We start from the raw sequence: 24,412 nt of genomic DNA, 5'->3' as shown, positions 1-24,412 counted from the left end.
AGCCGGACCAGCTCACGTGTGATCAGCGAGCCGACACGCGTGATGGGGCAGTCGACACGCGTGATCGCGGGGTCGACACGGCCGGTCTTCACTCGGTGCCCTCCGCCGAGCGGGCCGCGACCCAGGTGGCCACCACGTCCGCCAGGACCGGGAGCGGGAGGGTTCCGCTGCCCAGCACCGTGTCGTGGAACTCGCGGATGTCGAACCGCTCGCCCAGCGCCCGCTCGGCGTCGGCCCGCAGCCGCTCGATCTCCAAGCGGCCCACCATGTAGCCGAGCGCCTGGCCCGGGTGGCCGGCGTAGCGGTCGATCTCCGCCTCGATCTCGATCTGCGCCATCGGCGTGTTCTCGACCAGGAAGTCCACCGCCCGTTGCCGGCTCCAGCCCAGCGCGTGCAGACCCGTGTCGACGACCAGCCGGGCCGCCCGCATCGAGTCCTGGGTCAGCAGGCCGAGGCGGGACACGTCATCGGAGTACAGGCCCATCTCGTCGGCGAGCCGTTCCGCGTACAGCCCCCAGCCCTCGGCGTACGCGTTGAAGATGGCGATCCGCCGCAGCAGCGGGACTCCGGTGAGCTGCTGCGCGAGCGTCAGCTGGAAGTGGTGCCCGGGCACGGCTTCGTGGAACGCGACCGACTCGCCCAGCGTCCGCTGCCGCTGGTCCGCCTCGTGCGTGTTGGCGTAGTACGTGCCCGGCCGGGAACCGTCGAGCGACGCGTCGATGTAGTAGGCGATCGAGCCGCTTTCGGCCTCGGCGGCGGGCACCGGGGCGACCTGGCACTGCTGCTCCGGAACACGCGAGAACCACTGCGGTGCCACGGCTTCCGCCCGCGCGATCGTCCGCCGGGCGGCATCCAGGAGCTCGTCGCCGTCGCGCCAGCGCAGCGCCGGGTCCGTGCGGATCCGCTCGAAGATCCGAGCGAGATCCGTCGTGCCGAACACCTTCTCGCCCAGCTCGCGGTACTCCCCCGCCAGCCGCTCGATGATCGCCAGCCCGGTGTCGTGCAGGTCCTGGGCCGTGCGCTCGGTCGTCGTCTCCGCGCGGATCAGCGCCGCGTAGCGCGCCGGCCCGCCCGGCAGGTCGCCGATGCCCGGCGACGTCTCCGGCCGCCCGGCCGGGACCACTTCGCCGGCCAGGAAGTCGCGGTAGCGCGCATACGCCGGCCTCACGACTTCGGCCAGCAGCCGGTCGCGCTCGGCCTCGAGCCCGTGGACCGGCACCTTCAGCGGGTCGGCTTCCGGGGTGGCGAGGTAGCGCTCGACGTACCCGACGCCGATGCGCGCCAGGAACTCCGGCGGCGTGAGGCCTTCGGCGAGCGCCGCCCGCTGACGCTCGATCAGCTGGTCCACATACGTGCCGACCGCGGCCAGCCGGCTCAGGTAGCCGCGGGCCTTGGCCTCGTCGTCGAGCACCGTCTGCGGCAGCATCATCAGCAGTTCCAGCGCCGGCGCGGCGAGCCCGTCGCTCACCGCGATGTCGGCGCGGCCCGAGTCGAGCACGTCGATCAGCGTGCGCGCCTGCCAGATCACGACGTCGCGGGTGACGCGCTCGTCCGGCGACAAGGCCGCCGCGTCGAGTGCTTCGGCCCGCGAGATGATCCCGGCGAACGCGGTGCGTTGCCGGGCGCCCGCCTCGGCGGACTGGTCGGCGAGCCGGTCGTGCGTGCCGGGGAGGCCGTAGAGCGACGGCAGCAGCGGCTGCGCCTCGAACATCAGCTCCAGGCACTCGTCCGCGAGCGAATCCGGGGTGTCGGTCCGGCTCGCGACCCAGTCCGTGACGACCTTGGCCAGCGCCGAAAGCGGCAGCATGCCGTGGCCCAGCACGACTTCGTGGAAGTCACGGATGTCGAAGCGCTCGCCGAGCGCCGCCTCGGCCTCGGCGCGCAGCCGCTGGATCTCCAGCCGCCCCACCATGTACCCGAGGGCCTGGGCCGGCCAGCCGGCGTAGCGGTCGATCTCCGCCTCGATCTCCATCCGCGCCATCGGCGTGTTGTCGACGAGGAAGTCGATCGCGCGCTGCCGGCTCCAGCCGAGGGCGTGCATCCCGGTGTCGACGACGAGCCGGCCCGCCCGCATCGAGTCCTGCGTCAGCATGCCCAGCCGCGCGACGTCGTCGGAGTACAGGCCCATCTCGTCGGCCAGCCGCTCGGCGTAGAGCCCCCAGCCTTCGGCGTAGGCGTTGAACATGCCGATCCGCCGCAGCAGCGGCAGGTCGCTCAGCTCCTGGGCCAGGCTGAGCTGGAAGTGGTGGCCCGGCACGGCTTCGTGGAACGCGATCGCCTCGCTGGTGAACCGCGGGCGCTTGTCGGCTTCGTGCGTGTTGGCGTAGTAGGTGCCCGGCCGCGAACCGTCCAGCGACGGCTGCAGGTAGTAGGCGATCGTGCCGCTCGCCGCGTCGGCCTCGGGCACCGGCGCGACCTCGCACTTCTCCGCCGGGATGCGCGAGAACCACTGCGGCGCCACGGCTTCGGCGCGGGCGATGGCGTCCCGGGCCGCGGACAGCAGCTCCTCGCCGTCACGCCAGCGCAGCGCCGGATCGGTGCGCAGGCGCTCGAAGATCTGCGCGAGATCTGTCGTGCCGAACACCTTCTCGCCCAGTTCGCGGTACTCCGCCGAGAGCTTCTCGATGATCGCCAGCCCGGTGTCGTGCAGGTCCTGGGCCGTGCGCTCGGTCGTCGTCTCCGCGCGGATCAGCGCGGCGTACCGCTGCGCGCCGCCCGGCACGTGGCCGATGCCGGGCGCGGTGTCGGGCCGGCCGACCGGCTCGACCTCGGTGCGCAGGAAGTCGCGGTAGCGGGCGTACGCCGGGTGGACGACCTCGGCGAGCAGCCGGTCGCGGTCGGCTTCGAAGCCCTCGACGGCGGCCGTCGTGCTCACCTTCAGCGGGTCGCTGTCCGGCGCGGCGAGGTAGCGGTCGATGTACTCGATACCCACGCGCGCGAGGTAGGCGGCCGGCACGAGACCGTCGGCCAGGCTCTCCCGCTGCCGTTCGGTCAGCTCTTCGAGGAACGTGCTGATCGCGCCGAGCCGGGCGAGGTAGCCGCGGGCCTTCTTCTCGTCGTCGAGCTTGTAGTACGGCAGGTACAGCAGCAGGCCCAGCGCGGGCGCGGTCAGCCCGTCGCTGACCGCGATGTCGGCGGCGCGGGCGCCGAGCCGGTCGGCCTCGACCTCGGCGGAGGCGATGACGACCTCGCGCGTGACGGCCTCTTCCGCGCTCAGGGCGTCGGCGGGCAGCGCCCGGGCACGGGCGGCCAGGTCCCGGTAGGCGGCGCGGAACCGTTCCTGCGCTTCCCGGGTCTGCTCGCCGAGCCGGTCGTGGTCGCCGGGCAGGCCGAAGACCGACGGGTACAGCGGCTCGTGCTCGAAGGTCAGCTCGACGAGCTCGCCGGCCAGGCCGTTGGCCGTGTCGCCGTGCCCGGCCACCCAGTCGTCGACGGCGGCGGCGAGCGCCGAGAGCGGCAGCGCACCCCCGGCGAGCACGAGGTCGTGGAACGCGCGGATGTCGAACCGGGACCCGAGCCGCTCCTCGGCGCCGGTGCGGATCCGCTGGATCTCCAGCCGCCCCACCATGTACGCCAGCGCCTGGCCCGGCCACGCGATGTAGCGGTCGATCTCGGTCTCGACCTCGACGCGCGCCTCCGGCGTGTGCTCGAGCAGGTAGTCCACGGCCTGCTGCCGGCTCCAGCCCAGCGCGTGCAGGCCGGTGTCGACGACCAGCCGGGCCGCCCGCATCGAGTCGCCGGTCAGCATGCCCAGCCGCGCGACGTCGTCGGAGTACAGCCCCATCTCGTCGGCGAGGCGCTCGCTGTAGAGCCCCCAGCCCTCGGTGTAGGCGGTGAAGTTGCCGATGCGGCGCAGCAGCGGCAGCCCGGTGAGCTCCAGCGCGGTGCTCAGCTGGAAGTGGTGCCCGGGCACGGCTTCGTGGAACGCCGTCGACTCCGCCGTGTGCCGGAACCGCTCGCCGGCGTCGTGGGTGTTCGCGAAGTAGATGCCCGGCCGGGAGCCGTCGACGGCCGGGCGCAGGTAGTACGCCGCGGGCGCGCCGGGCGCGGTCTCCTCCGGGACCGGCTCGACCGCGCACTCCTGCGCCGGGACGCTGCCGAACCACTTCGGGGCCTCGGCGGTGGCCCGCGCCACGGCCGTGCGGGCGGTGTCCAGCAACTCGTCACCGCTGGTCCAGCGCAACGCGGGATCGGTGCGCAGGCGCTCGAAGATCGCCGCCGGGTCGTCGGTGCCGAACACCTTCTGCCCCAGCTCGCGGTACTCGGCGGCGAGCGAGTCGATGACGTCGAGCCCGATCCGGTGCAGCTCCTCCGGGGTGCGGTCGGTGGTCGTGTGCACCTTCGCGAGCCGCGCGTACGCCGCATCGCCGCCGGGCAGCCACTTCAGGCCGGGCCGGTCGGCGGGCCGCCCGTGCGGCCGCACCTCGGTGGCGAGGAATTCGCGGTACTCGGCGAAGGCCGGACGGACGACCTCGGCCAGCAGCTCGTCCCGCCGGCGCCCGAACTCCTCGTCCGGCGCCGGCTGGCGGCGCAGCGGGTCCGCGGCCGGGTCGGCGAGGTAGCGGTCGAGGTGCGCGACCGCGGCGTCGACCAGGTGCGCCACCGGGACGAGCCCGGCGCCGATGCCCTCGGCGTGGCGCCGCGCGGCCTGGCGCAGGTACTCCGGGACCGCGGCCAGGCGGCCGAGCTGGGCCTCCGCGGCCTCGCCCGCCGTCACCGCCGTCATCGGCAGCGCCATGAGCAGCGACGCCGCGGGCGCGATCAGCAGGTCGGTGACCGTGAACTCGGCCATCCGGGTGTCGATCGACGCGACGCGGTCTTCGGCCGTGGCGATCAGGACCGCGCGGGTGACGCGGTCCTCCGCCGACAACCCCTCGGCGTCCAGCGCGCGGGCCCGCTCGGCGAACCCGGCGAGCCGCGCCCGGTGCGCCCGTTCGGCGTCGGCGGACAGATCCGGCAACCCCGGCTCGGCCGGGCGGATGCCCAGCAGCGCGGGCGTCAGCGGATCGGCGGCGAACAACGCTTCGACGAACTCGTCGGCGAGTTCGGTGACCGCGGTCATGGCAGGACCCCCAGCGTCGGTGTTGTGCTCCACGGCCGACCCTAACGGAGATCACCGACAGGAACGGTGTGCTGTTCGCCGGGGGCGGACCACCTCGGCGTGGTCGCGGCGGCGAGGCGGTAGCGTTCAGCGGGTGGCCGTGACCGATCCCGTGGATACCCGCCTGCTCGCCGCGCTCGCCGAACTCGGCAAGGCGGCGGTGCACGAGCTGGCGGCCAAGGTCGGCATGGATCCGCGCGAGGTCGCCTACCGGCTGGTGGCGCTGTCCGGCAGCGGGCTGCCGCTGCTCGTCGGCGTCGAGAGCGACCCCCAGGGACTCCGGGCGGCGATCGCGGGCTCGCCGCCGTCGTGGGCGAACCGACCGCCCCAGCAGTTCCCGCCGCCGCAGCAGTTCCCGCCGCCGCCGTCCCAGCCGGTGCCGCAGCAACCCGCGCCGCCGATGCCGCCGCCGGGCCCGCACGGTGTCCCGTCCGGTCCGTACAACGTGCAGGGCGTGCCTTCGGGGCCGTACAACGTGCAAGGCGCGCCGTCCGGGCCGTACAACGTCCAGGGGACGCCGTCCGGGCGGTACCCGGGCCCGCCGCCCGGGCCTCCCCAGCAGCGCCCGCCCCAGCAGTTCGTCCCGCCGCCGGACCCGGTCGTGAGCACGTGGGGCCTGCCGCAGACGGCGTCGTGGGCCCGCGGCGACGAGCCCGCCCGCCCCGCGGCCCCGGCCGGTGGCAAGCGGGGCCGGATCCGGGAGGTCCTGGAGACCCAGGGCCTGGAGGGCGAGCAGCTGTCGGTGCAGCTGCTGGAGGTCCAGGACCCGGCGGACTCCCTGTTCAGCGCGGCGGGCTACCGCCTGGAAGAGGGCGAGCGCTCGGTGGTCGTGCACACCGAGATCACCAACCGCGGGGCGATCCCGTTCGCGTCGCTGCCGGACAACTACCTCGAGCTGCTCGCCGCCGACGGCACCGCGATCGGCAAGGCCCCGGTGTCGCTGACGTCGCGGCCGCCGCACAAGATCGGCGTCCAGCCCGGCGAAACCCTGGGCGGCCACACGGTCTACGTCCTCCCGGACGCGACGCGGGTGGTGTCGGTCCGCTGGAGCCCGCGGCCGGAACCGGACGAGCGCACGCTGACCTGGTCGATCGAAGACTGAGGCTTGTTCTGGTCAGCCCGCCGCGACCCGCGCGGAAACCGCCGGCCACCGGAGAAGTCATGCGGCGGGCGACGGCTGAACAAGCCTCACTAGTAGCTCTCGTCCCGCAGAGTTTCCAGAGCCTTCGCCAGGTCGTCCGGGTACTCCGACTCGAACTCGACCCAGCGGCCGTCGGCCGGGTGCGCGAACGCCAGGGTCTTCGCGTGCAGCCACTGCCGGCTCAGGCCGAGGTGGCGGGCCAGTACCGGGTCCGCGCCGTACGTCAGGTCACCGACGCACGGGTGCTTCAGCGCCGAGAAGTGGACGCGGATCTGGTGCGTCCGCCCGGTTTCGAGCTTGATGTGCGCCAGCGACGCCGCGCGGAAGGCCTCGACGACCTCGTAGTGCGTCACGCTCGGGCGGCCGCCCTGGACGACCGCGAACTTGTAGTCGTGGCGCGGGTGGCGGTCGATCGGGGCGTCGATCGTGCCGCGCATCGGGTCGGGGTGGCCCTGGACGATCGCGTGGTAGCCCTTGTCGACGGTGCGTTCCTTGAACGCGCGCTTGAGCACCGTGTACGCGTGCTCGCTCTTGGCCACCACCATCACGCCGGTCGTGCCCGCGTCGAGGCGGTGCACCACGCCCTGGCGCTCGGCCGCGCCCGACGTCGCGATCCGCAGGCCGGCCGCGGCGAGGCCGCCGACCACCGTCGGGCCGGTCCAGCCGGGGCTCGGGTGCACCGCGACGCCGACCGGCTTGGAGATCACGACGATGTCGTCGTCGTCGTGGAGGATCTGCATGCCGTCGACCGGCGCGGCGATGATCTCGACGGGGTTCGCCGGCTCCGGCAGCGTGATCTCCAGGAGACCGCCCCCGGACAGCCGGTCGGACTTGCCGGCGGGCCGGCCGTCGAGCAGCACGTCGCCGGATTCGGCCAGTTCCGCGACGACCGTGCGGGAGAGCCCGAGCAGCTTGGCGAGGCCGGCGTCGACCCGCATCCCGTCGAGCCCGTCGGGCACCGGGAGCATCCGCGCGCTCACGCCTGCTCCCCGGGCTGCTCGGTCTTCTTCTTGTCCTTGGTCGACGTGCCGTCGTAGTCCTTGCCCAGCAGGGACAGCAGCACGATCAGCGCACCGCCGACGCAGATCGCCGAGTCGGCGATGTTGAAGATCGCGAAGCCCTTGCCGTTCGGGGCGAACGCCGAGATGAAGTCGACGACGTGGCCCTGCAGCCCGCCCGGCGCGCGGAAGACGCGGTCGGTCAGGTTGCCGAGAGCGCCGGCGAGCACGAGGCCGAGCCCGATGGCCCAGCCGATCGAGCGCAGCCGCCGGGACAGCCAGATGATCGCGACGACGACGGCCAGCGCGACGAGCGCGAGCACCCACGTCATGCCGGTGGCCATCGAGAACGCGGCACCCGGGTTGCGGATCACCTGCAGGTAGACGAGACCGCCGAGGATCCGGACCGGCTCCTTGCCCTCGAGGTTGGCGGCGACCAGGTTCTTCGTCACCAGGTCGATCGCCCAGAACACGACCGCGACGGCGAACACCCAGCCCACGCGGCGCTTCGGCAGCGGCTTCGCCGGCGCTTCCGGTGTCTCCCGCACGGTCTCGGGCACCGCCTCTTCGGGCGCGGCGGTGTCGGGTTCGGAGTGGCTGGGGTCGGTGCTCACCGCTCCATTGTCCACGGCTGGTCAGGGCGCGTCGGCGGCAGTGTCACGGGGCCGCCGCAGGAGCACCGCGAACGCGGCGGCGAACAGCACGCCCGCCGCGCCCAGCGCACCGCTGACCGGCGGCTGGAAGAGCACGGTGACCAGCGCGAACACCACGGCCACGGCCAGCACGAACCGGCTGCGCTCGTACGCCGCCAGCACCAGCAGCCCCAGCGCCGCCACGAGCGGGCCCCGGACGTCGCCGGACAGCCGCAACTCCAGCGCGCCGACCAGGTCGAGCAGCGGGAGGGCGACCAGTGCGCCCAGCGTCCCGAGCACGAAGCGGACCGGCCGCGGCGGTGTGCCGGCGCGGCGCAAGCCCAGCCAGTACCACCCGGCCACGGCGAGCACGACGGCGGCGAGACCGGCGAGCCAGCCGAGCGTCGCCGACGGCACGACGTCGGTGGAAGTGGCGATGGCGACGGCCGAGAGCCGGTTCTCGGGCATGCCCGCACCGCCGAGCCCGCCGGTGCCGAGGGACACCCCCCGGCTCAGCTCGTAGCCGCGCACGGTGGCGAACTCGCCGGCCACCGGGGTGGCCGGGACCAGCGCCACCACCGCCATCACGAGCAGGGCGAACCCCAGCGCGGCCAACGGGAACCAGAGTCGTCGTCCATCCCCCATCGGGGCAGGTTAGCGCTCAGCAGAACGGCGGCAGCTCGCGCGGGTCGCCGACCGGGGCCCAGCGGCCGTCGACCTTCGCGTACTCCCAGCGAGCCCCGCGCGCCACGATCTGGCGCAGCGCCAGCACCACCCGGTCGACGTGCTCTTCGGTGCTGCCCAGGCCGAGGCTGACGCGGATCGCCTGCTGCCCGCTGCCGCCGGCGACGCCGATGAGGCGCTTGGCCGCGATGTGGGCGCAGAACGCGCCGTCGCGCACGCCGATTCCGTATTCGGCGGACAGCACCGCCGCCACCCAGCCCGGGTCGAAGCCGTCGACGACGAAGCTGAGCGTGCCGACGCGGTCGACCGGCGCGTCGAACAGCCGCAGCTCGGCGCAGCCCGGGATGCCCTCGAGTCCCTTGCGCAGCCGGGTGAGCAGGGCCTGCTCGTGCGCCACGACGGCGTCCCAGTTCTCGCTCAGCGTCTCGCACGCGACGCCGAGCGCGTACACGCCGACGGTGTTGGGCGAGCCGGCTTCGTGCCGCTCGGGGCCGGTGTTCCAGACCACCGCGTCCTCGGTGACGAGCTTGGTCGCGCCGCCGCCGGCGAGGTACGGCCGGGCGGCGCGCAGCCAGTCGGCGCGGCCGATCAGCGCGCCCGCGCCGAAGGGCGCGTACAGCTTGTGGCCGGACAGGGCGACGTAGTCGACGTCCAGCTCCTTGAGCGAGATCCGGCGGTGCGGGGCCAGCTGCGCGGCGTCGAGCGCGATGCGGGCACCGTGCTTCCGGGCCACCGCGGCGATCTCCGCCACCGGCAGGAGCTCACCGGTCACATTGGACGCTCCGGTGACGACGACCAACCGGGGCCCCTGCGGGGAATCCGCGAGGGCTTCGTCCACAGCGGACACCGCGGCGAGGCGCGTGCGCGGGGTCGGGATCCGCCGGACGTTCGGGCCCTGCCACGGCAGCAGCGCGGCGTGGTGCTCGGTGTCGAAGACGACGACCGTGGTGTGCCGCGGCAGGCTGCGGGCGAGCAGGTTGAACGAGTCGGTGGTGTTGCGGGTGAAGACGACGGTGTCGGTGCGACGGGCGTCGACGAAGCGGCGCAGGACGTCGCGGGTGCGCTCGTAGAGGCGCGTCGAGACCTGGGACGCGAAGCCGGCACCGCGGTGGACGCTGGCGTACCAGGGCAGGAACTCGTCGACCTTCGTGCGGACGGCGTCGAGACAGGGGGCGCTCGCCGCGTGGTCGAGGTTGGCGTAGCCGATGGTTTCGCCGGTGACCAGCGGGACCCGCAGCGCGGCCCCGGCGACGGCCGGGATGTCCTGCGTGGCAAGGCTTTCGGCGAAGACGGCCCGGGCAGCGGTGGTGGTGCTGGTGCGATCGATGGCGAGAGTCATCGGTGCCTCCTCGGCGGTCCGGGGGACCCCGGCGAGGGGCCCGCGCTTGCCCGTCGCACGGCGCGACCGGCCCGGTCTTCACCCGGGGCACCCCACCGCGGTAGGAGGGTTGCCGGCCAGCAAGCCGGGGCTGAACGCTGGCACTCATGACCTGAGTCAGAAGGTAACCGAGAACGCCGCCACCGGCCAACCCCCGCCTCACATTCTGAGACGCCGCTCACACACCGTGAGGACCTCAGAGCTTCGCGCGGAAACGTCCCGGGAGCTGCGTCACGGCGTTGTCGGCGAGGTGCGTCGCCGTGCCGGTGTACTGCTCGGCGCCCGCGGTGAAGCGCCAGCCGCCGATCGACTTCCCGTCGACCGGTTCGCCGCTGGCCGCCGCGACGACCGTCGAGACCTCGGCGAACGACTTGCCGTCCCAGTTCGCCGCCGCCGGGGCACCGGGGAGGGTCCAGAGCGTGAAGTGCACGTGGGCGCCGGTGCTGCTGCCGCCGCACGGGAGCGCGTTGCCGGTCGAGCCGAGCTCGGCTCCGGCCTCGACGTGCTCACCGTCGGTGACCTCGATGCCCTCCATGTGGTAGTACCCGGTTCGCCAGCCGCCGTCGTGGTCGATGGTCACCCAGTCGCCGCCCGCGCAGTGCTGCAGGTGGACGGTGCCGGCCAGCGGCGCGCGCACGGTGCGGTCGGCCGGGCTGAAGTCGATGGCGTTCTTGACGCCGGTGCTGCCGTCGTCGGAGTGGATGCCGGCCGAGTAGACCTGCTGACCGGCTTTGAACGGCAGGGCGAGCGCCGGAAACGGAGCCACTTCGGCGGTCGCGGTGGCGGGGACGGCCAGCCCGAGTCCGGCCGTGGCAGCGACGAGCAGAACCGCGAGACGAAGCTTTATCACCGTGCGTACTCCTCTGACTTGATGTTCACCCATTCGAACCAGTCGATGCGGGCGCACTGTAAGCCAAAAGAGGGAACCTTGGGAAGATCGAGTGAGATTTTCGTGAACCGGGGCGAGTACCACCCCGGCCGGCTCAGCGGCCGGACTCGCCCTTCCAGCGGGCCAGGCGGCCGGCCCGGTCCACCGCGCGGAGCCGGCGCTCGACGGAGTCGCGGACCTCGCTGGTCGTGACCACCAGCAGCTGGTCCAGCTCCTGCAGCCGGCTGGTCTTCTGCGGGGTGAAGCCGGCGCCTTCGCGCACGAGCAGGCTGACCGTCGCACCGACCGGCAGCCGCAGCTCCGACAGGTACACGCCGTGCAGCTTCGACCCGGGCTGGATGCGGACCTGCAGCAGTTCGGCACCCAGCTCGTCCAGCGGCGCGGAGTCGACTTCGATCTCGTGCGGCTCGGACTTCTTCGCCAGCCCGAGCCAGCGCCCGAGCGGCCCGAGCGTCGCCCCCTGGACCAGCGTCAGCACGATGACCAGCACGAACACCGCGTTGACCAGCCGTTGCGCGCCGGGCACCCCCTGCGACAGCGGGATCATGGCGAGCACGATCGGCACCGCGCCGCGCAGCCCGGCCCACGACAGGAACGCCTGCTCCCGCCACGGCAGGCGGAACGGCAGCATCGCCAGCACGACCGAGATCGGCCGGGCCAGCAGCAGCACGACGGCCCCGGCGACCAGGCCCGGCACCACCGCCTCGAGCACCCGGCCCGGCGAGGCGAACAGGCCGAGCAGCACGAACAGCCCGATCTGCGCCAGCCAGCCGAGGCCCTCGGCGAACGACAGCGTGTCCGAGCGGTGCGGCAGCCGCGAGTTGCCGAGCACCAGCGCGGCGACGTAGGTGGCGAGCAGCCCGGACGCGTGCAGCAGCTGCCCGGACGAGTAGGCGACGACGCACACCGCGACCGTGGCGAGCGGGTAGAGCCCGGTCGCCGGCAGCGCGGCGCGGCGCAGCGCGATCCCGCCGAGCCAGCCGAAGGCGAGCCCGATCGCCAGGCCCGCCCCGAGCTCGTAGACGACCAGCAGCGGCAGCGTCCAGTCCACAGTGGCGCCTTCGGCCAGCACCACGACGGCGATGTACGCCGGCGCGTCGTTGATGCCCGACTCCAGCTCCAGCGCCCCGGTGAGCCGTTTGCCGATCCCGGCCGAGCGCAGCACCGAGAACACCGCGGCCGCGTCGGTCGAGGCGAGCACCGCGCCCCAGAGCAGCGCGAACCGCCAGTCGAGGCCCAGCAGCCAGTGCAGGGCGGCGCCGGTGACCGCGACGCTCACCACAACGGCCACAGTGGACAGTGCGATACCGATGCCCAGCGCGGGTTTCACCGCCGACCAGCGCGTCGTCAGCCCGCCTTCGGCGAGGATCATGACGAGCGCGGCGAGGCCGAGCGACTGGGTCAGCTCGGGGTTGTCGAACCGGATGCCGAAGCCGGCTTCGCCCAGCAGCACACCGATCGCGAGGTAGAGCAGCAGCGAAGGCAGGCCCAACCGGATCGACACGCGCACGGCGAGCACGGAGGCGAGCAGCACGACACCACCGACGCCGAGCAGCAGGGGGAGCTGGTCCATGCCGCCTCCCTCCGAGTGCCGTGGGCCCTCAGAATAGTGAAGCGGTCGAGTTAACTCCTTCGTGTACCGCTGGGGCGCGCCGAGGGCGTGGTGTGTTAAGGCCCACCGAGCGCGGCGAGGTCGACACCGAGCGCCGCGAACGGCTTCTCCGCCGCCGGAAACACCTTCACCGCGCGATGCCCGTCGCGGCCGACCCAGCCGGCGGCGACCGCGCGCTCGAGCAACGCCGCGGGCACGGCCCCGGCCAGGTGGTCGCGCCGCTCCGTCCAATCCAGACAGTCGCGCAGCGGCGACCGCCGCCCGGTCGCGACCGGGACGCCGAGCTCGGCCAGCACCTCGCGGCCGCGGCCGGTCAGCGCCAGCCCGCCGTCGGCGTCGACCAGGCCGGCGGCCAGCATGCCGTCGCGGACGGCGACACCGAGCACGCCGGCGAGGTGGTCGTAACAGGTCCGCGCGAACCCGAGCCGCTTCACCCGCAACGAGGACTTCAGCCCGGTCACCGGCCGGTGCCCGCCCGTTCGTCGGGGGCTCCGGGTGGCGGAGCCCCCGGCCCGGGGCAGCGCCCCGGATGTCACAGCGTGCTGGGCCAGGTGCTCGATCAGCTCGGCGACGCGCGGGTCGGCGATCCGGACGTAGCTGGCCCGGCCCTGCTTGACCCGGGCGACGAACCCGGCGTCGACCAGGCGGGTGACGTGCTCACTGGCCGTGGAGAGCGCGATCCCGGCCGCCTTGGCCAGCTCGCCGACGGTCCACGCCCGCCCGTCGAGCAGGGCGAGGCACATGGTGGCGCGGCTCGGGTCGGCGAGCACCGCGGCGACCTCGGCGAGAGCGATCGTCTCCATCCGCCCACGGTACGGCGGCGGGACTTCGCCCGCGGCCGAACCTTCGCACGGACAACACCCGCACCCAGCCCGACACGCGTACACAGCTGGCCGACACACGTACCCGGGCGGACGACACGACCGAGGCCCGGCGTGTCGTCCATCGGCGTACGCGTGTCGTCCGGGCAGGTGCGCGTGTCGTCCGTGCAGGTGCGCGTGTCGTCCGGGCGGGTGCGGGTCAGAGGGCTTTCAGGAACTTGGCGGCCAGGGTGACTGCCGGGCCCGAGTCGTTCGAGTCCTCCAGGAGCACCGCGAACGCCACGGTCCCGCGGTACCCGACGAACCAGCCGGTGGCTTGAGAACCGTCGCCGAACTGGGCCGTGCCCGTCTTGCCGAACACCTCGCCCGCACCCGCGGCACCGCGGGCCGTTCCGCTCGTCACCACCGCGCGCATCATCGTCCGGACCTGGCCGAGCACCGCGGCGGGTGGCGGCGAGTAGCCCTTGACGACCGTCGTCTTCAGGTCGTGCCACAGCCGCGGCGTGATCGCCTTGCCGGACGCCACCGTGGCCGCCATCAGCGCGCCGCCGAGGCAGCTCGCCTGGATCCGGCCCTGGCCGAACCCGTCTTCGACCTGCTCGTCCTTGCTCGCCGCCGGCTCGACCTTGCCCAGCTCGGTGTCGATCCCCGGGATCTCGTAGTCGGCGTTGAGGCCCAGCTCGTTCGCGGCTTTCACCAGCCCGTCGGCCGGCAGGTCCAGCGCGAGCTGCCCGAACGTCGTGTTGCACGACCGCGCGAACGCCGTCTGCAAGTTCGTCGCGCCCAGCTCGAAGCCCTCGTTCTTGACCGTGCGCGTGCCGACCGTCGCGACACCGGGGCAGTCGACGGGTGAGGCCGCCTTGAGCCCGCTCTGCTGGATCGCGGCGACCGACGTCGCGATCTTGAACGACGATCCCGGCTCGTACAGGCCGCTGAGGGCCTTGGGCGACTGCCCGGCGGCGGAGTTCTGCGCGACGGCCAGGATGTCGCCCGACGCCGTGTCGAGCGCGACCATCATCGCCGAGCCCGCGGTGTAGCCGTCCACCGCGGCCTGTGCGGAGTTCTGCGCGGCCAGGCTCAGGCTCGACGTCAGCGGCTTCGCGTCGCCGTCGGCCTTGCCGAACAGCGTCTCCACGTTCTTGCCTGCGGTGTCGACGCGCTCGACGGCGAAACCGCCCCCGGCCGCCGCCGTGACCTGCCCGCCCAGCGCCGAGTGCAGCAGCGGAGCGGGGTTGCCCGGCACCGTCCGCAGGCCCTGGGCCCCGCTGACGAGCAGCGGCTTGCCGTCGCGGTCGGCCACCGCCGTCGTGTCCTGCACCGCCGTGCTGACCACCAGCCGCTGCCCCGCCTCCAGCTTCGGGTGCAGCAGCGACGGCGCCCAGTGCACGAGCCACTTGCCGCCGGCCTGGGTCAGCTCGAACGGCACGTCGTAAGTCCAGGTGCCCGGCTTCAACGTCCACGCCATGCTGAACGTCCCGCCGGTCCGCTGGGCGCCGGCCGGGGTCGGCTGCAGGACGGTCAGCTTGGCCACGACCGACGACGGGTTCAGCGTGTTCCGCGCGTCCCGCAGGGCCACCGCGGCCGCCGGGGCGGCGTCGGTCAGCCGGCTCGCGGCGTCCGGGTTGTTCTCGGACACGTCCTGCAGGTACTCGGTGATGGCCGAGTGCGGGTCGATCGCGCCCGGGCTCTCGACGCTGGTGGCCCCGGCTTCCGCCTCGGGTGTCGATCCCCCGCCGTTCAGCAGGAAGAACGCCGCCGCCACGACCACGACGACGAGCAGCGCGCCGCCGATCAGGATGCCCCGTCTTCTCGCAGGACTCATTTCCGCGTACCCCTCCCCCAAGGAACCGCCACCGTCGTGGGTGACCGGCCGATCTTACCGGTCACCCACGACAGCCGGTCAGGCTTTTACGACCGAAACCGTCACCTTCGTGCCGTCGCCGACGGTGCCGGCCGAGCCGTCGGCCACCGGGGCGTGGGTCACCGACGTCGCCAGCGTCTCCGACGCCAGGAAGTCCTGGTGCGTCCGGGCCGCTTCGACCACGTCGGCCGGCGCGTCCACGGTCAGCGCGATTCGGTCGGCGACGTCGAGCCCGGCGTCACGGCGGGCCTGCTGCACGACCCGGACCAGGTCGCGGACCAGGCCTTCCGCCGCCAGCTCCGGCGTCACCTCGGTGTCGATCAGCACCAGCCCGGACCCGCCGGGCAGCTCCGCCGCCGCCCCGCCGCTCTTGGCGACCAGCCGGCGTTCGAACTCGCCTTCCCGCAGGCTGATCCCGGCCGCGACGACGACGTCGCCCCGCAGCGACCAGTCACCCGCCTTGACGGCCTTGATCACCGTCTGGACGTCCTTGCCCAGGCGGGGGCCCGCCGCCCGCGCGTTGACCGCGACCTCGAACCCGCCGTGCGCGGCGACGTCGGTGGTCAGCTCGACCGCCTTGACGTTCACCTCGTCCCGCAGGATGTCCGCGAAGGGCGCCATCGAGTCGGCGTCGCCGGCCGCCACGACCAGCGACGACAGCGGCAGCCGCACGCGCAGCTTGTTCGCCTTCCGCAGCGACAGCGCCGACGACGCCACCTGCCGCACCCGGTCCATCGCGGTGACCAGCGCCGCGTCGGCCGGCAGGTCGAGCGCGTTCGGCCAGTCGGTGAGGTGCACCGAGCGGCCGCCCGTGAGCCCGCGCCAGACGACCTCGGTGGTCAGCGGCAGCAGCGGCGCCGCGACCCGCGACGTCACCTCCAGGACGGTGTGCAGCGTGTCGATCGCGTCCCGGTCGCCGGCCCAGAAGCGCTCCCGGGAGCGCCGGACGTACCAGTTCGTGAGGACCTCGAGGAAGTCCCGCACGGTCTGGCACGCCCCCGCGACGTCGTACTGGTCCATCGCGTACTCGACGTCGGTGACGAGCTCGTGCGTCTTCGCCAGCACGTACCGGTCGAGCACGTTCGGCGAGTCCGTGCGCCACTTGCCTTCCACGCCTTCGGCGTTCGCGTACAGCGCGAGGAAGTAGTACGAGTTCCACAGCGGCAGCACGGCCTGGCGGACGGCGTCGCGGATGCCCTTGTCGGTGACGACCAGGTTGCCGCCGCGCAGGATCGGGCTCGACATGAGGTACCAGCGCATGGCGTCGGAGCCGTCGCGCTCGAAGACCTCGTTGACGTCCGGGTAGTTGCGCAGCGACTTCGACATCTTCGCGCCGTCCGAGCCCAGCACGATGCCGTGCGCGACGCAGGCGCGGAACGCCGGCCGGTCGAACAGCGCCGTCGCGAGCACGTGCAGCAGGTAGAACCAGCCGCGGGTCTGCCCGATGTACTCGACGATGAAGTCGCTCGGGTAGTGGTGCTCGAACCAGTCGGCGTTCTCGAACGGGTAGTGCACCTGGGCGTAGGGCATCGAGCCCGAGTCGAACCAGACGTCGAGGACGTCCGGCACGCGGCGCATCGTCGACTTGCCGGTCGGGTCGTCCGGGTTCGGCCGGGTCAGCTCGTCGATGTAGGGCCGGTGCAGGTTGTCCAGCCGGACCCCGAAGTCGGCCTCCAGCTCGTCGAGCGAGCCGTAGACGTCGGTGCGCGGGTACTCCGGGTCGTCGGACTGCCACACCGGGATCGGCGTGCCGAAGTACCGGTTGCGGGAGATCGACCAGTCGATGGCGTTCTCCAGCCACTTCCCGAACTGGCCGTCCTTGACGTTCTCCGGGTACCAGGTGATCTGCTGGTTGAGCTCGACCATCCGGTCCTTGAACTGCGTCACCGCGACGAACCACGACGAGACCGCGCGGTAGATCAGCGGGTTCCGGCAGCGCCAGCAGTGCGGGTAGGAGTGGTCGTAGGTCTCGTGGCGCAGCAGCACGGCGCCCTGCTGCCCCGCGGAACCCGTGCCGTTCTTGAGGTCCCGCACGATGTTCGGGTTGGCGTCGAAGACCTGCTGGCCCTCGTAGTCCGGCACGGTCGCGTCGAACTTGCCGTGCGCGTCGACCGGCGTGACCGGCGGGATGCCGGCGGCGTCGGTGACCACCTTGTCGTCGGCGCCGTAGGCCGGGGCGATGTGGACGATCCCGGTGCCGTCGTCGGTCGTGACGTAGTCGGCGGCCAGCACCTGGTGCGCGTTTTCGGTGCCGGTGAAATACGGGAACGGTGGGGCGTAACGGGTTCCGAGCAGCTCGGCGCCGGTGTAGCGCGCGACGACGGCCGGCTCTTCGCCGAGTTCACGCTCGTACGCGGCGACCCGCGCTTCGGCGAGCAGGAACCGCTTGCCGTCGTGCTCGACGACGACGTACTGCACCTCCGGGTGCACGGCCGTGGCGAGGTTGGACGGCAGCGTCCACGGCGTCGTCGTCCAGATCAGGAGGTAGGTGCCGTCGAGGTCGTTGTCGTTGCCCTCCAACCGGAAGCCGACCGTGACGGCCGGGTCCTGGCGGTTGCGGTAGACGTCGGCGTCCATGCCCAGCTCGTGGTTGGACAGCGGCGTCGCGTCGCGCCAGCAGTACGGCAGGACGCGGTAGCCCTCGTAGACGAGTCCCTTGTCCCACAGGCGTTTGAAGGCCCAGAGCACCGACTCCATGTACGTGACGTCGAGGGTCTTGTAGTCGTTGTCGAAGTCGACCCAGCGGGCCTGGCGGGTGACGTAGTCGCGCCACTCGTCGGTGTAGCGCAGCACGGACTCCTGCGAAGCCGCGTTGAACTTCGCGATGCCCATCTCTTCGATCTCGGACGTCTCGGTGATGCCGAGCTGGCGCATGGCCTCGAGCTCGGCGGGCAGGCCGTGGGTGTCCCAGCCGAAGCGGCGCTCGACCTTGCGGCCCTTCATCGTCTGGTAGCGCGGCACCAGGTCCTTGACGTACCCGGTGAGGAGGTGACCGTAGTGCGGCAGGCCGTTGGCGAACGGCGGGCCGTCGTAGAAGACGTACTCGTTGTCGCCGTGCTCACCCGCGGGCCGGGCGTCGATGCTCGCCTGGAACGTCCGGTCGCTCTCCCAGTAGGCGAGGACCTGCTTCTCCAGCGCGGGGAAGGACGGCTGCGAAGGAACTCCTGCGCCGTCGTCCAGACTGGCCTGGGGATACATCCGGGTGCTCCTCGGTTCGTCGCTCTCGTACGGACGACCGGCTCCCGGTCACCCACACGGGGACGAGACGCCTCACGGCGTTCCGCGGTACCACCCCGCTTGCCCGGCACTTGCTCCCGGGCCGCTCGTTCGACGGCTGTCACGGGCCGCACCCGTCCGGTTCTACTGAGAGCGGTGACGCTCGGTTCTTCCGGAGGCTCCCCGGTGATGGCCGGATCGACGCCTTGCTGGTTACCAGGTTAACCGGCCCGCGCAACCCGGTTGTCAGGAGGGGCACGTACGCCGGGGAGAGTTCGGGACGGGCCAGGGGTGCGATGGCGTGTCGTCGCACCGCACTCGCGTGTCGTCGTTCAGCGGTGAGCGGAGACCAGGTTCGCGTCGGGACGGCAGCGGTCACAGGGGGTGAAGCCGAGCTGACGCGCCTCGCCGACGCCGATCGGGATCGTGTCGCGGGTACCCAGCCAGACGCACGTCGTCAGGTGGTAGCGCGGGTGCTCGTCGACCACCACGACCTCGTCCTCGAGGTCGGCCAGGACGGCGATGTCGGCCGCCGGGGTCTCTTCCTCGCCAGGGTCGGTCTCGGGTTCGGCCGGAACCTCCGCCGCGGCGGGTTCCGCCGGCGTCTCGGGCTCGGGGGTGTCGGCCGGATCCCCCAGGTCACCGGCCGCGGGGATGAGGACAGTCTGTTCCGCGTCGGCCGGAGGCTTCTCCGCCGACGACTCCTTGGAGACCGGCTCCTCGGCAATCGGCTCCTCGGAGCCCGGCTCTTCGGCGACGGGCTCTTCCGTGACCGGTTCTTCGGACGCGGGTGCGGAGGGTGCGGGTTCGGCAGGTGCCGCGGACCGACGCCGGCGGCGCAGCCAGTCGGCGACCAGCAGCAGCCCGGCCAGCACCGAGAGTCCGATGGAAACCCACGCCCACAGCGAAGAAGCGGTGATGAGCGCGGTGACGAGCAACCCCAGAGCCGCCAGTACCAGTACCAGCACGATGTAAAGCACGCTGAATTACAGCACGAACGGGGCAAGATCGTCGGTCGACCCGCCCACCTGCGGTATCGGATCGACTCCGAACCGTGGCCCACCCCGCCGGCTCGCGCCGGCGGGGTGGGCCCGGGGGAAAATCAGCCCGCTTCGGCCCGCGGGCCGAACGAGTAGCCCTGGCCGCCGCTCGTCGAACCGGACGACTGCCCGGAGTTCGACGACGCCGACGCCGGGGCCGCGGAGCCGCGGTCGTCGAGCTCGCGCAGCTGGGACTCGAGGAACCCGCGCAACCTCGTGCGGTACTCCCGCTCGATCGTGCGCAGCTCTTCGATCTTCTTGCCCAGCCCGCCCTTCTCGGCGTTGAGGCTGTTCATCGTCTCGGTGTACTTCCGCTGCGACTCGCGCTCCAGTGTCGTCGCCTTGTCGCGCGCCTGGCGCTCCAGCGTCTCCGCCCGGGTCCGCGCGTCGTTCAGCATCGTGTCGACCCGGGTGCGGGCCTCGTTGACCATCGAGTCGGACTTCGCCCGGGCGTCCGAGAGCAGTTGCTCGGACTTGGTGCGGGCCTCGGCCAGCATCCCGTCGGACTCGGTCTTCGCCTCGGCGGTCAGCCGGTCGGCCATCTCCTGGGCGAGGCCCAGGACCTTGGCGGCCTGCACGTTCGGCTCGGCGCTGTCGCCGACCATCGAGTGCGCCTGGGTCTGTTCCATGGCGGACTGCGGCGGCGGCACCGGCGCCAGCCGGCGCGACGGCTCTTCACGCATCGGGGGAGCCGACTTGGCGTTGTCGAGCTCGCCACGAGTCGACTCCAGCTCGGCGTCGAGCTGCTCCATCTGCTGGCGCAGCTCGTTGTTGTCTTCGATCAAGCGAGCCAGCTCGGTCTCCACCAGGTCGAGGAACGCGTCCACCTCGTCCTCGTTGTAGCCCCTCTTGCCGATGGGCGGCTTGCTGAACGCAACGTTATGCACGTCAGCGGGGGTCAACGACATCAGATCACCTCACGCACTCCATGGCCTGCAGGGTCCATCCAAGTTCTTCCCCGATCAACTTGGAGTCGCCAGTTGCATCGCGAAGAACACAACCAGCAGCAGAACCATAATCGACAAGTCCAGTCCGACGCCGCCGATTCGAACCATCGGAATGATTCGTCTGAACAGACGAACCGGCGGGTCCGTCACTGTGTAGATGGTCTCGAGCGTCACCGCAACCCCCCCGGCCGGATGCCACTCACGGGCGAACGTCCGGACGAGTTCGATCACGATCCGCGCCGTCAGCAGCAGCCAGAAGGCGAACAGCACGTACCAGACGACCAGCCACACAGCTTCCACGTACCTACTCTAACCGGGCGTCCTCGTAGAAGACGCTGTTGAGGGGGTCGACGCGGCATCGGGTCGACAAAATCACGTCTGCTTGCGCTCAGCGGTCCGCGCGACTTCAGCCCCGCAAGAATAATCCGCCCTCGGCAATCCGCCGACGGTCTTCGGCGGTGACGTCCACATCGGGCGGTGAGAGAAGGAACACCTTGTTGGTGACCTTGTCCATCGACCCGCGCAGTGCGAAGGCCAGCCCGGCGGCGAAGTCCACCAGCCGCTTGGCGTCCGCGTTCTCCATCTCGGTGAGGTTCATGATCACCGGGATGCCCTCGCGGTAGTGCTCGCCGATCGCCCGTGCCTCCGCGTAGCTGGTCGGGTGCAGCGTGGTGATCCGGCTCAACGGGTCACGCACCGGCTGGCGCACGACCGGTTCGGTGACCGGTCGCAGGCGCGCCACGGGCTCGGGCTGCCGGTCCATCGCGAGCGCGCCGTGAACGGCCGGCTCCGCACTGGCCACGGAGCGTGACCGGCTGCGGCTGACAGGCTCGTCGTAAGTGTCGTCGACGTCGCGGTACCGTGAACGCGACGACCGAGGAGCCGGCTCTTCGTAGGAGTCGTACTCGTCGTCGTAGCCGCGTCGATAGTCGTCCTCGACTTCGTAACCGTCGTCGTCAGCGGGCACCATCCCGAAGTAGGCCTTCAGCTTCTGCAGCGCGCTCATGCCTCTCCCTAGCCCTAGCCGCTCCCGCACCAACGTTTCTCCACGCCGTCAGTGCCCCGTACGGCCGACCACTAAACGTGACCGCGTACGGGCTCCCTACGGCGAGGCTAAACCGCGTCCGCCGAGCAACGCGGTTCCGACACGCACACAGGTCGAGCCGTGCGTGATCGCCTGCTCGAGATCATGGCTCATCCCGGCGGAGACTTCTGCGGCATTCGGGTGATCTTCACGGAGCCGCTCACCGGCGCGAGCGAGCCGTTCGAAGGCCTCCGACGGGTCGGCGCCGAGGGGTGCGACGGCCATCAGGCCCCGAAGCCGCAGTTCACCCATGTGAGTGACGCGCTCGGCGAGCGCGCCGAGCTCGTCCAGCGGGCAGCCGCCGCGCTCCGGATCGTCGTCGAGGCTCGCCTGGATCAGCACGTCGAGGGGTTCGTCACGTATCTGGGCGTCCCTCGCCGCACGGACCGCCTTCGCCAGCGCGTCGGCGAGCCGGGCCGAGTCGAGGGACTGCACCTCCTGCGCCCACTCGACCACGGAACGCGCCTTGTTCCGCTGCAGCCGGCCGACCATGTGCCAGCGCAGCGTGGCGCCGGGCCGCAGCCCGGCGACTTCGACCGTCTTCGGGCCGGCGTCCTGGTCGCGGTTCTCGCCGAGGTCGGTGACGCCGAGGTCGGCGAGCAGCGCGGCGTCCGAAGCCGGGAACGTCTTGGTGACCGCGATCAGCTTCACGTCGTCTCGCGCGCGCCCGGCGGCGCGGCAGGCGGCGGCGATGCGCTCCTCGACCGCGGCGAGGTTCGCAGCCAGCTCGGCCTTGCGATCGAGGGTGTTCATGCCGCCTCCGCGGAAAGAAGCACGTCGGCGGTCATGCCTCGACCCAGGTGATCCCGGCGATCCGCCCGGTCGTCCCGTCGCGGCGGTAGCTGAAGAGCGTCTTGTCCTCGTTCGTGCACCGCGGGTCGACGCCGATCTTGCCGACGCCCAGGTCCGCGAGCTGCCGCCAGAGGCCTGCGCGCAGGTCGAGGCCGGGTGTCCCCTGGCGCGTCTTGCAGGCACTGCCGGGAACGTGCTTCTCGACGTCGGCGGCCATGGCGGCCGGGACCTCGTAGCAGTCGCCGCAGATGGCCGGGCCGAGCAAGGCTTCGATGCGGCCCACCTCGGCGCCCGCCTCCCGCATCGCGGAGACTGCCGCCGGGACGACGCCGACCCGGGTGCCGACGCGCCCGGCGTGCACCGCCGAGACCACCCCGGCCTCGGCGTCGGCCAGCAGGATGGGGACGCAGTCGGCGACCAGCACCACGAGCGCGACACCCGGGGTCGCGGTCACGAGCGCGTCGGTCGCCTCGGCGGCCCGGGTCTCGGAGCCGTCCACAGTGGTCGCGGTACGGCCGTGGACCTGTTCCATCCAGGCCAGCTTGTCCTCGGCCAGGCCCAGCTCGGCGGCGAGGCGCTTGCGGTTCGCGAAGACGTTCCCCTCGTCGTCGCCGACGTGGTCGCCCAGGTTGAACGTGTCGTACGGCGGCCGGGACGCGCCGCCTGCCCTGGTCGTGACCACTCGCCGAACCCGCATGCCGCCATCCTCCCAAACGCGGTGAAGGCCTCCTGATCGGCCTGGAAAGCCGGCCAGGAGGCCTTCACGGAACAGTGTCGTCAGCGCCGCATGAACGGCGGGACGTCGACCTCGTCGTCCGACGGGTCGTCGTGCACCGGCATCGCGCGGCCGGGCAGGCTGCCCTGGGTCGCGTTGGAGCCCATCGGCGAGTAGCCGCGCGAGCCGCCACCCGGCTGCGGGAGCCCACCCGAAGACTGGCTCCCGGTGGCCGAAGGCAACGGCGAGTGCGACCGCGGCGGCGCGACCGGGTAGCCGGAGCTGCCGGCCGACGGCACCGGCGTGGCTCCCGACGGCGGCGTCGGCGGGTGCGACACCTGGCCGGCCGAGGCCGACGCGGTGGTCGAGCCCTGGCGCGAGCCGGAGCCGAACGTCGACGGGTCGAGCTTCTTGTGCGTCGGTGCGCCGGCGTCGAACCCGGCCGCGATCACCGTGACGCGGACCTCGTCGCCGAGGGAGTCGTCGATGATCGTGCCGAAGATGATGTTGGCGTCCGGGTGCGCCGACTCCTGCACCAGCGAGGCGGCCTCGTTGATCTCGAACAGACCCAGGTCCGAACCACCCGCGATCGAAAGCAGCGCGCCGTGCGCACCGTCCATGGAGGCCTCGAGGAGCGGCGAGTTGATCGCCTTCTCGGCCGCCTGGATGGCCCTGCCTTCACCGCGTGCGCTCCCTATTCCCATCAACGCCGAGCCCGCGCCGGACATGACGCTCTTGACGTCGGCGAAGTCGAGGTTGATCAGGCCCGGCGTGGTGATCAGGTCGGTGATGCCCTGGACACCGGACAGCAGCACCTCGTCCGCGGAGCGGAACGCGTCCATCAGCGAGACGCCGATGTCGCCGAGCTGCAGCAGCCGGTCGTTCGGGATCACGATGAGGGTGTCGCACTCGTTGCGCAGCGACTGGATGCCGTCCTCGGCCTGCTTGCCGCGGCGCTTGCCCTCGAAGGTGAACGGGCGGGTCACGACGCCGATGGTCAGCGCGCCCAGCTTGCGGGCGATCTGCGCCACGACCGGGGCGCCACCGGTGCCGGTGCCGCCGCCTTCGCCGGCCGTCACGAACACCATGTCGGCGCCCTTGATGACCTCTTCGATCTCTTCACGGTGGTCTTCGGCGGCCTTCTGGCCGACCTCGGGGGCGGCGCCCGCGCCGAGGCCCCGGGTGAGTTCGCGGCCGATGTCCAGCTTGACGTCGGCGTCGGACATGAGCAGTGCCTGGGCGTCGGTGTTCACCGCGATGAACTCGACACCCTTGAGGCCGACCTCGATCATGCGGTTCACGGCGTTCACGCCGCCACCGCCGATGCCGACCACCTTGATCACCGCAAGGTAGTTGTGCGGGGGCGTCATCGAAGTCCGCCTTCCTGATCGTTGTGCCCGTACAGCCCGCCGGCGGATGATCAACTCTCAACCTAAACCGCAGATCGAGAGTTATGTCAACTGCCGACGTTAGGCAGGACGGTAGGCACCAGGCACGCTCT

The 24,412-nt window shown here is 72.0% G+C and carries 18 protein-coding genes and 1 riboswitch; of the genes, 1 reads left to right on the top strand and 17 read right to left on the bottom strand.

Features of this window, described 5'->3' with window-relative positions; translation table 11 throughout:
* Positions 1–88: 88 nt before the first annotated feature.
* Entirely contained in the window at positions 89–5,062 is a 4,974-nt protein-coding gene (locus AA23TX_RS29530; RefSeq protein WP_155546046.1) for a DUF885 domain-containing protein, read from the bottom strand.
* A gap of 133 nt (positions 5,063–5,195) precedes the next feature.
* On the opposite strand from AA23TX_RS29530, the gene AA23TX_RS29525 reads away from it, so the two are divergent.
* On the top strand, positions 5,196–6,203 hold the full coding sequence (locus AA23TX_RS29525) for an Lrp/AsnC family transcriptional regulator (RefSeq protein ID WP_155546045.1): 1,008 nt from the start codon (positions 5,196–5,198) through the stop codon (positions 6,201–6,203).
* Between the two features lie 89 nt (positions 6,204–6,292).
* Here AA23TX_RS29525 and AA23TX_RS29520 read toward each other — a convergent pair whose 3' ends face one another.
* The 16 genes from AA23TX_RS29520 to ftsZ all read right to left on the bottom strand — a co-directional run bounded on the left by AA23TX_RS29520 (position 6,293) and on the right by ftsZ (position 24,281).
* Positions 6,293–7,222: an RluA family pseudouridine synthase gene (locus tag AA23TX_RS29520; RefSeq protein ID WP_155546044.1), complete on the bottom strand. Its 930-nt coding sequence runs from the start codon at positions 7,220–7,222 to the stop codon at positions 6,293–6,295.
* Complete coding sequence (gene lspA / locus AA23TX_RS29515; protein ID WP_155546043.1) at positions 7,219–7,854, bottom strand: signal peptidase II; 636 nt, start codon at positions 7,852–7,854, stop codon at positions 7,219–7,221. The genes AA23TX_RS29520 and lspA overlap by 4 nt, the downstream gene beginning before the upstream one ends.
* A gap of 21 nt (positions 7,855–7,875) precedes the next feature.
* Entirely contained in the window at positions 7,876–8,517 is a 642-nt protein-coding gene (locus AA23TX_RS29510) for a hypothetical protein (protein ID WP_155546042.1), read from the bottom strand.
* Positions 8,518–8,533: 16 nt separating this feature from the next.
* On the bottom strand, positions 8,534–9,895 hold the full coding sequence (locus tag AA23TX_RS29505) for an aminotransferase class V-fold PLP-dependent enzyme (protein ID WP_155546041.1): 1,362 nt from the start codon (positions 9,893–9,895) through the stop codon (positions 8,534–8,536).
* A 37-nt stretch (positions 9,896–9,932) separates the two neighbouring features.
* Positions 9,933–10,047: riboswitch (SAM riboswitch) on the bottom strand.
* 83 nt (positions 10,048–10,130) lie between these two features.
* Positions 10,131–10,784 carry a M23 family metallopeptidase gene (locus AA23TX_RS29500; RefSeq protein ID WP_230862761.1) on the bottom strand — a complete coding sequence of 218 codons (654 nt, stop codon included), beginning with the start codon at positions 10,782–10,784 and terminating at the stop codon, positions 10,131–10,133.
* Positions 10,785–10,917: 133 nt separating this feature from the next.
* Positions 10,918–12,396, bottom strand: a complete 1,479-nt coding sequence (locus AA23TX_RS29495) for a potassium/proton antiporter (RefSeq protein WP_155546039.1) — start codon at positions 12,394–12,396, stop codon at positions 10,918–10,920.
* 95 nt (positions 12,397–12,491) lie between these two features.
* Positions 12,492–13,238, bottom strand: coding sequence for an ArsR/SmtB family transcription factor (locus AA23TX_RS29490; RefSeq protein WP_155546038.1), 747 nt, complete (start codon positions 13,236–13,238; stop codon positions 12,492–12,494).
* A 217-nt stretch (positions 13,239–13,455) separates the two neighbouring features.
* Entirely contained in the window at positions 13,456–15,078 is a 1,623-nt protein-coding gene (locus tag AA23TX_RS29485; protein ID WP_155546037.1) for a penicillin-binding transpeptidase domain-containing protein, read from the bottom strand.
* 78 nt (positions 15,079–15,156) lie between these two features.
* On the bottom strand, positions 15,157–18,315 hold the full coding sequence (ileS, locus tag AA23TX_RS29480) for an isoleucine--tRNA ligase (RefSeq protein WP_155546036.1): 3,159 nt from the start codon (positions 18,313–18,315) through the stop codon (positions 15,157–15,159).
* Between the two features lie 350 nt (positions 18,316–18,665).
* A complete protein-coding gene (locus tag AA23TX_RS29475) occupies positions 18,666–19,313 on the bottom strand; it encodes a hypothetical protein (RefSeq protein WP_155546035.1) in 648 nt (215 codons plus the stop codon).
* 122 nt (positions 19,314–19,435) lie between these two features.
* The gene (gene wag31 / locus AA23TX_RS29470; RefSeq protein WP_155546034.1) at positions 19,436–20,281 is read right to left on the bottom strand and encodes a DivIVA-like cell division protein Wag31; all 846 of its coding nucleotides are present in this window, start codon (positions 20,279–20,281) and stop codon (positions 19,436–19,438) included.
* A 54-nt stretch (positions 20,282–20,335) separates the two neighbouring features.
* Positions 20,336–20,611, bottom strand: coding sequence for a YggT family protein (locus tag AA23TX_RS29465; protein ID WP_072477845.1), 276 nt, complete (start codon positions 20,609–20,611; stop codon positions 20,336–20,338).
* Positions 20,612–20,726: 115 nt separating this feature from the next.
* Positions 20,727–21,326 (bottom strand): cell division protein SepF, encoded by a 600-nt coding sequence (locus AA23TX_RS29460; RefSeq protein WP_155546033.1) that lies wholly within the window; start codon positions 21,324–21,326, stop codon positions 20,727–20,729.
* Between the two features lie 96 nt (positions 21,327–21,422).
* On the bottom strand, positions 21,423–22,157 hold the full coding sequence (locus AA23TX_RS29455; protein ID WP_155546032.1) for a YggS family pyridoxal phosphate-dependent enzyme: 735 nt from the start codon (positions 22,155–22,157) through the stop codon (positions 21,423–21,425).
* Between the two features lie 31 nt (positions 22,158–22,188).
* On the bottom strand, positions 22,189–22,893 hold the full coding sequence (pgeF, locus tag AA23TX_RS29450) for a peptidoglycan editing factor PgeF (RefSeq protein ID WP_155546031.1): 705 nt from the start codon (positions 22,891–22,893) through the stop codon (positions 22,189–22,191).
* Between the two features lie 80 nt (positions 22,894–22,973).
* Entirely contained in the window at positions 22,974–24,281 is a 1,308-nt protein-coding gene (gene ftsZ, locus AA23TX_RS29445) for a cell division protein FtsZ (RefSeq protein ID WP_155546030.1), read from the bottom strand.
* Positions 24,282–24,412: the final 131 nt, after the last annotated feature.

It is taken from the genome of Amycolatopsis camponoti (assembly GCF_902497555.1).
Classification (GTDB): Bacteria; Actinomycetota; Actinomycetes; order Mycobacteriales; family Pseudonocardiaceae; genus Amycolatopsis; species Amycolatopsis camponoti.
This window is presented reverse-complemented; position numbering and strand designations above follow the sequence as displayed.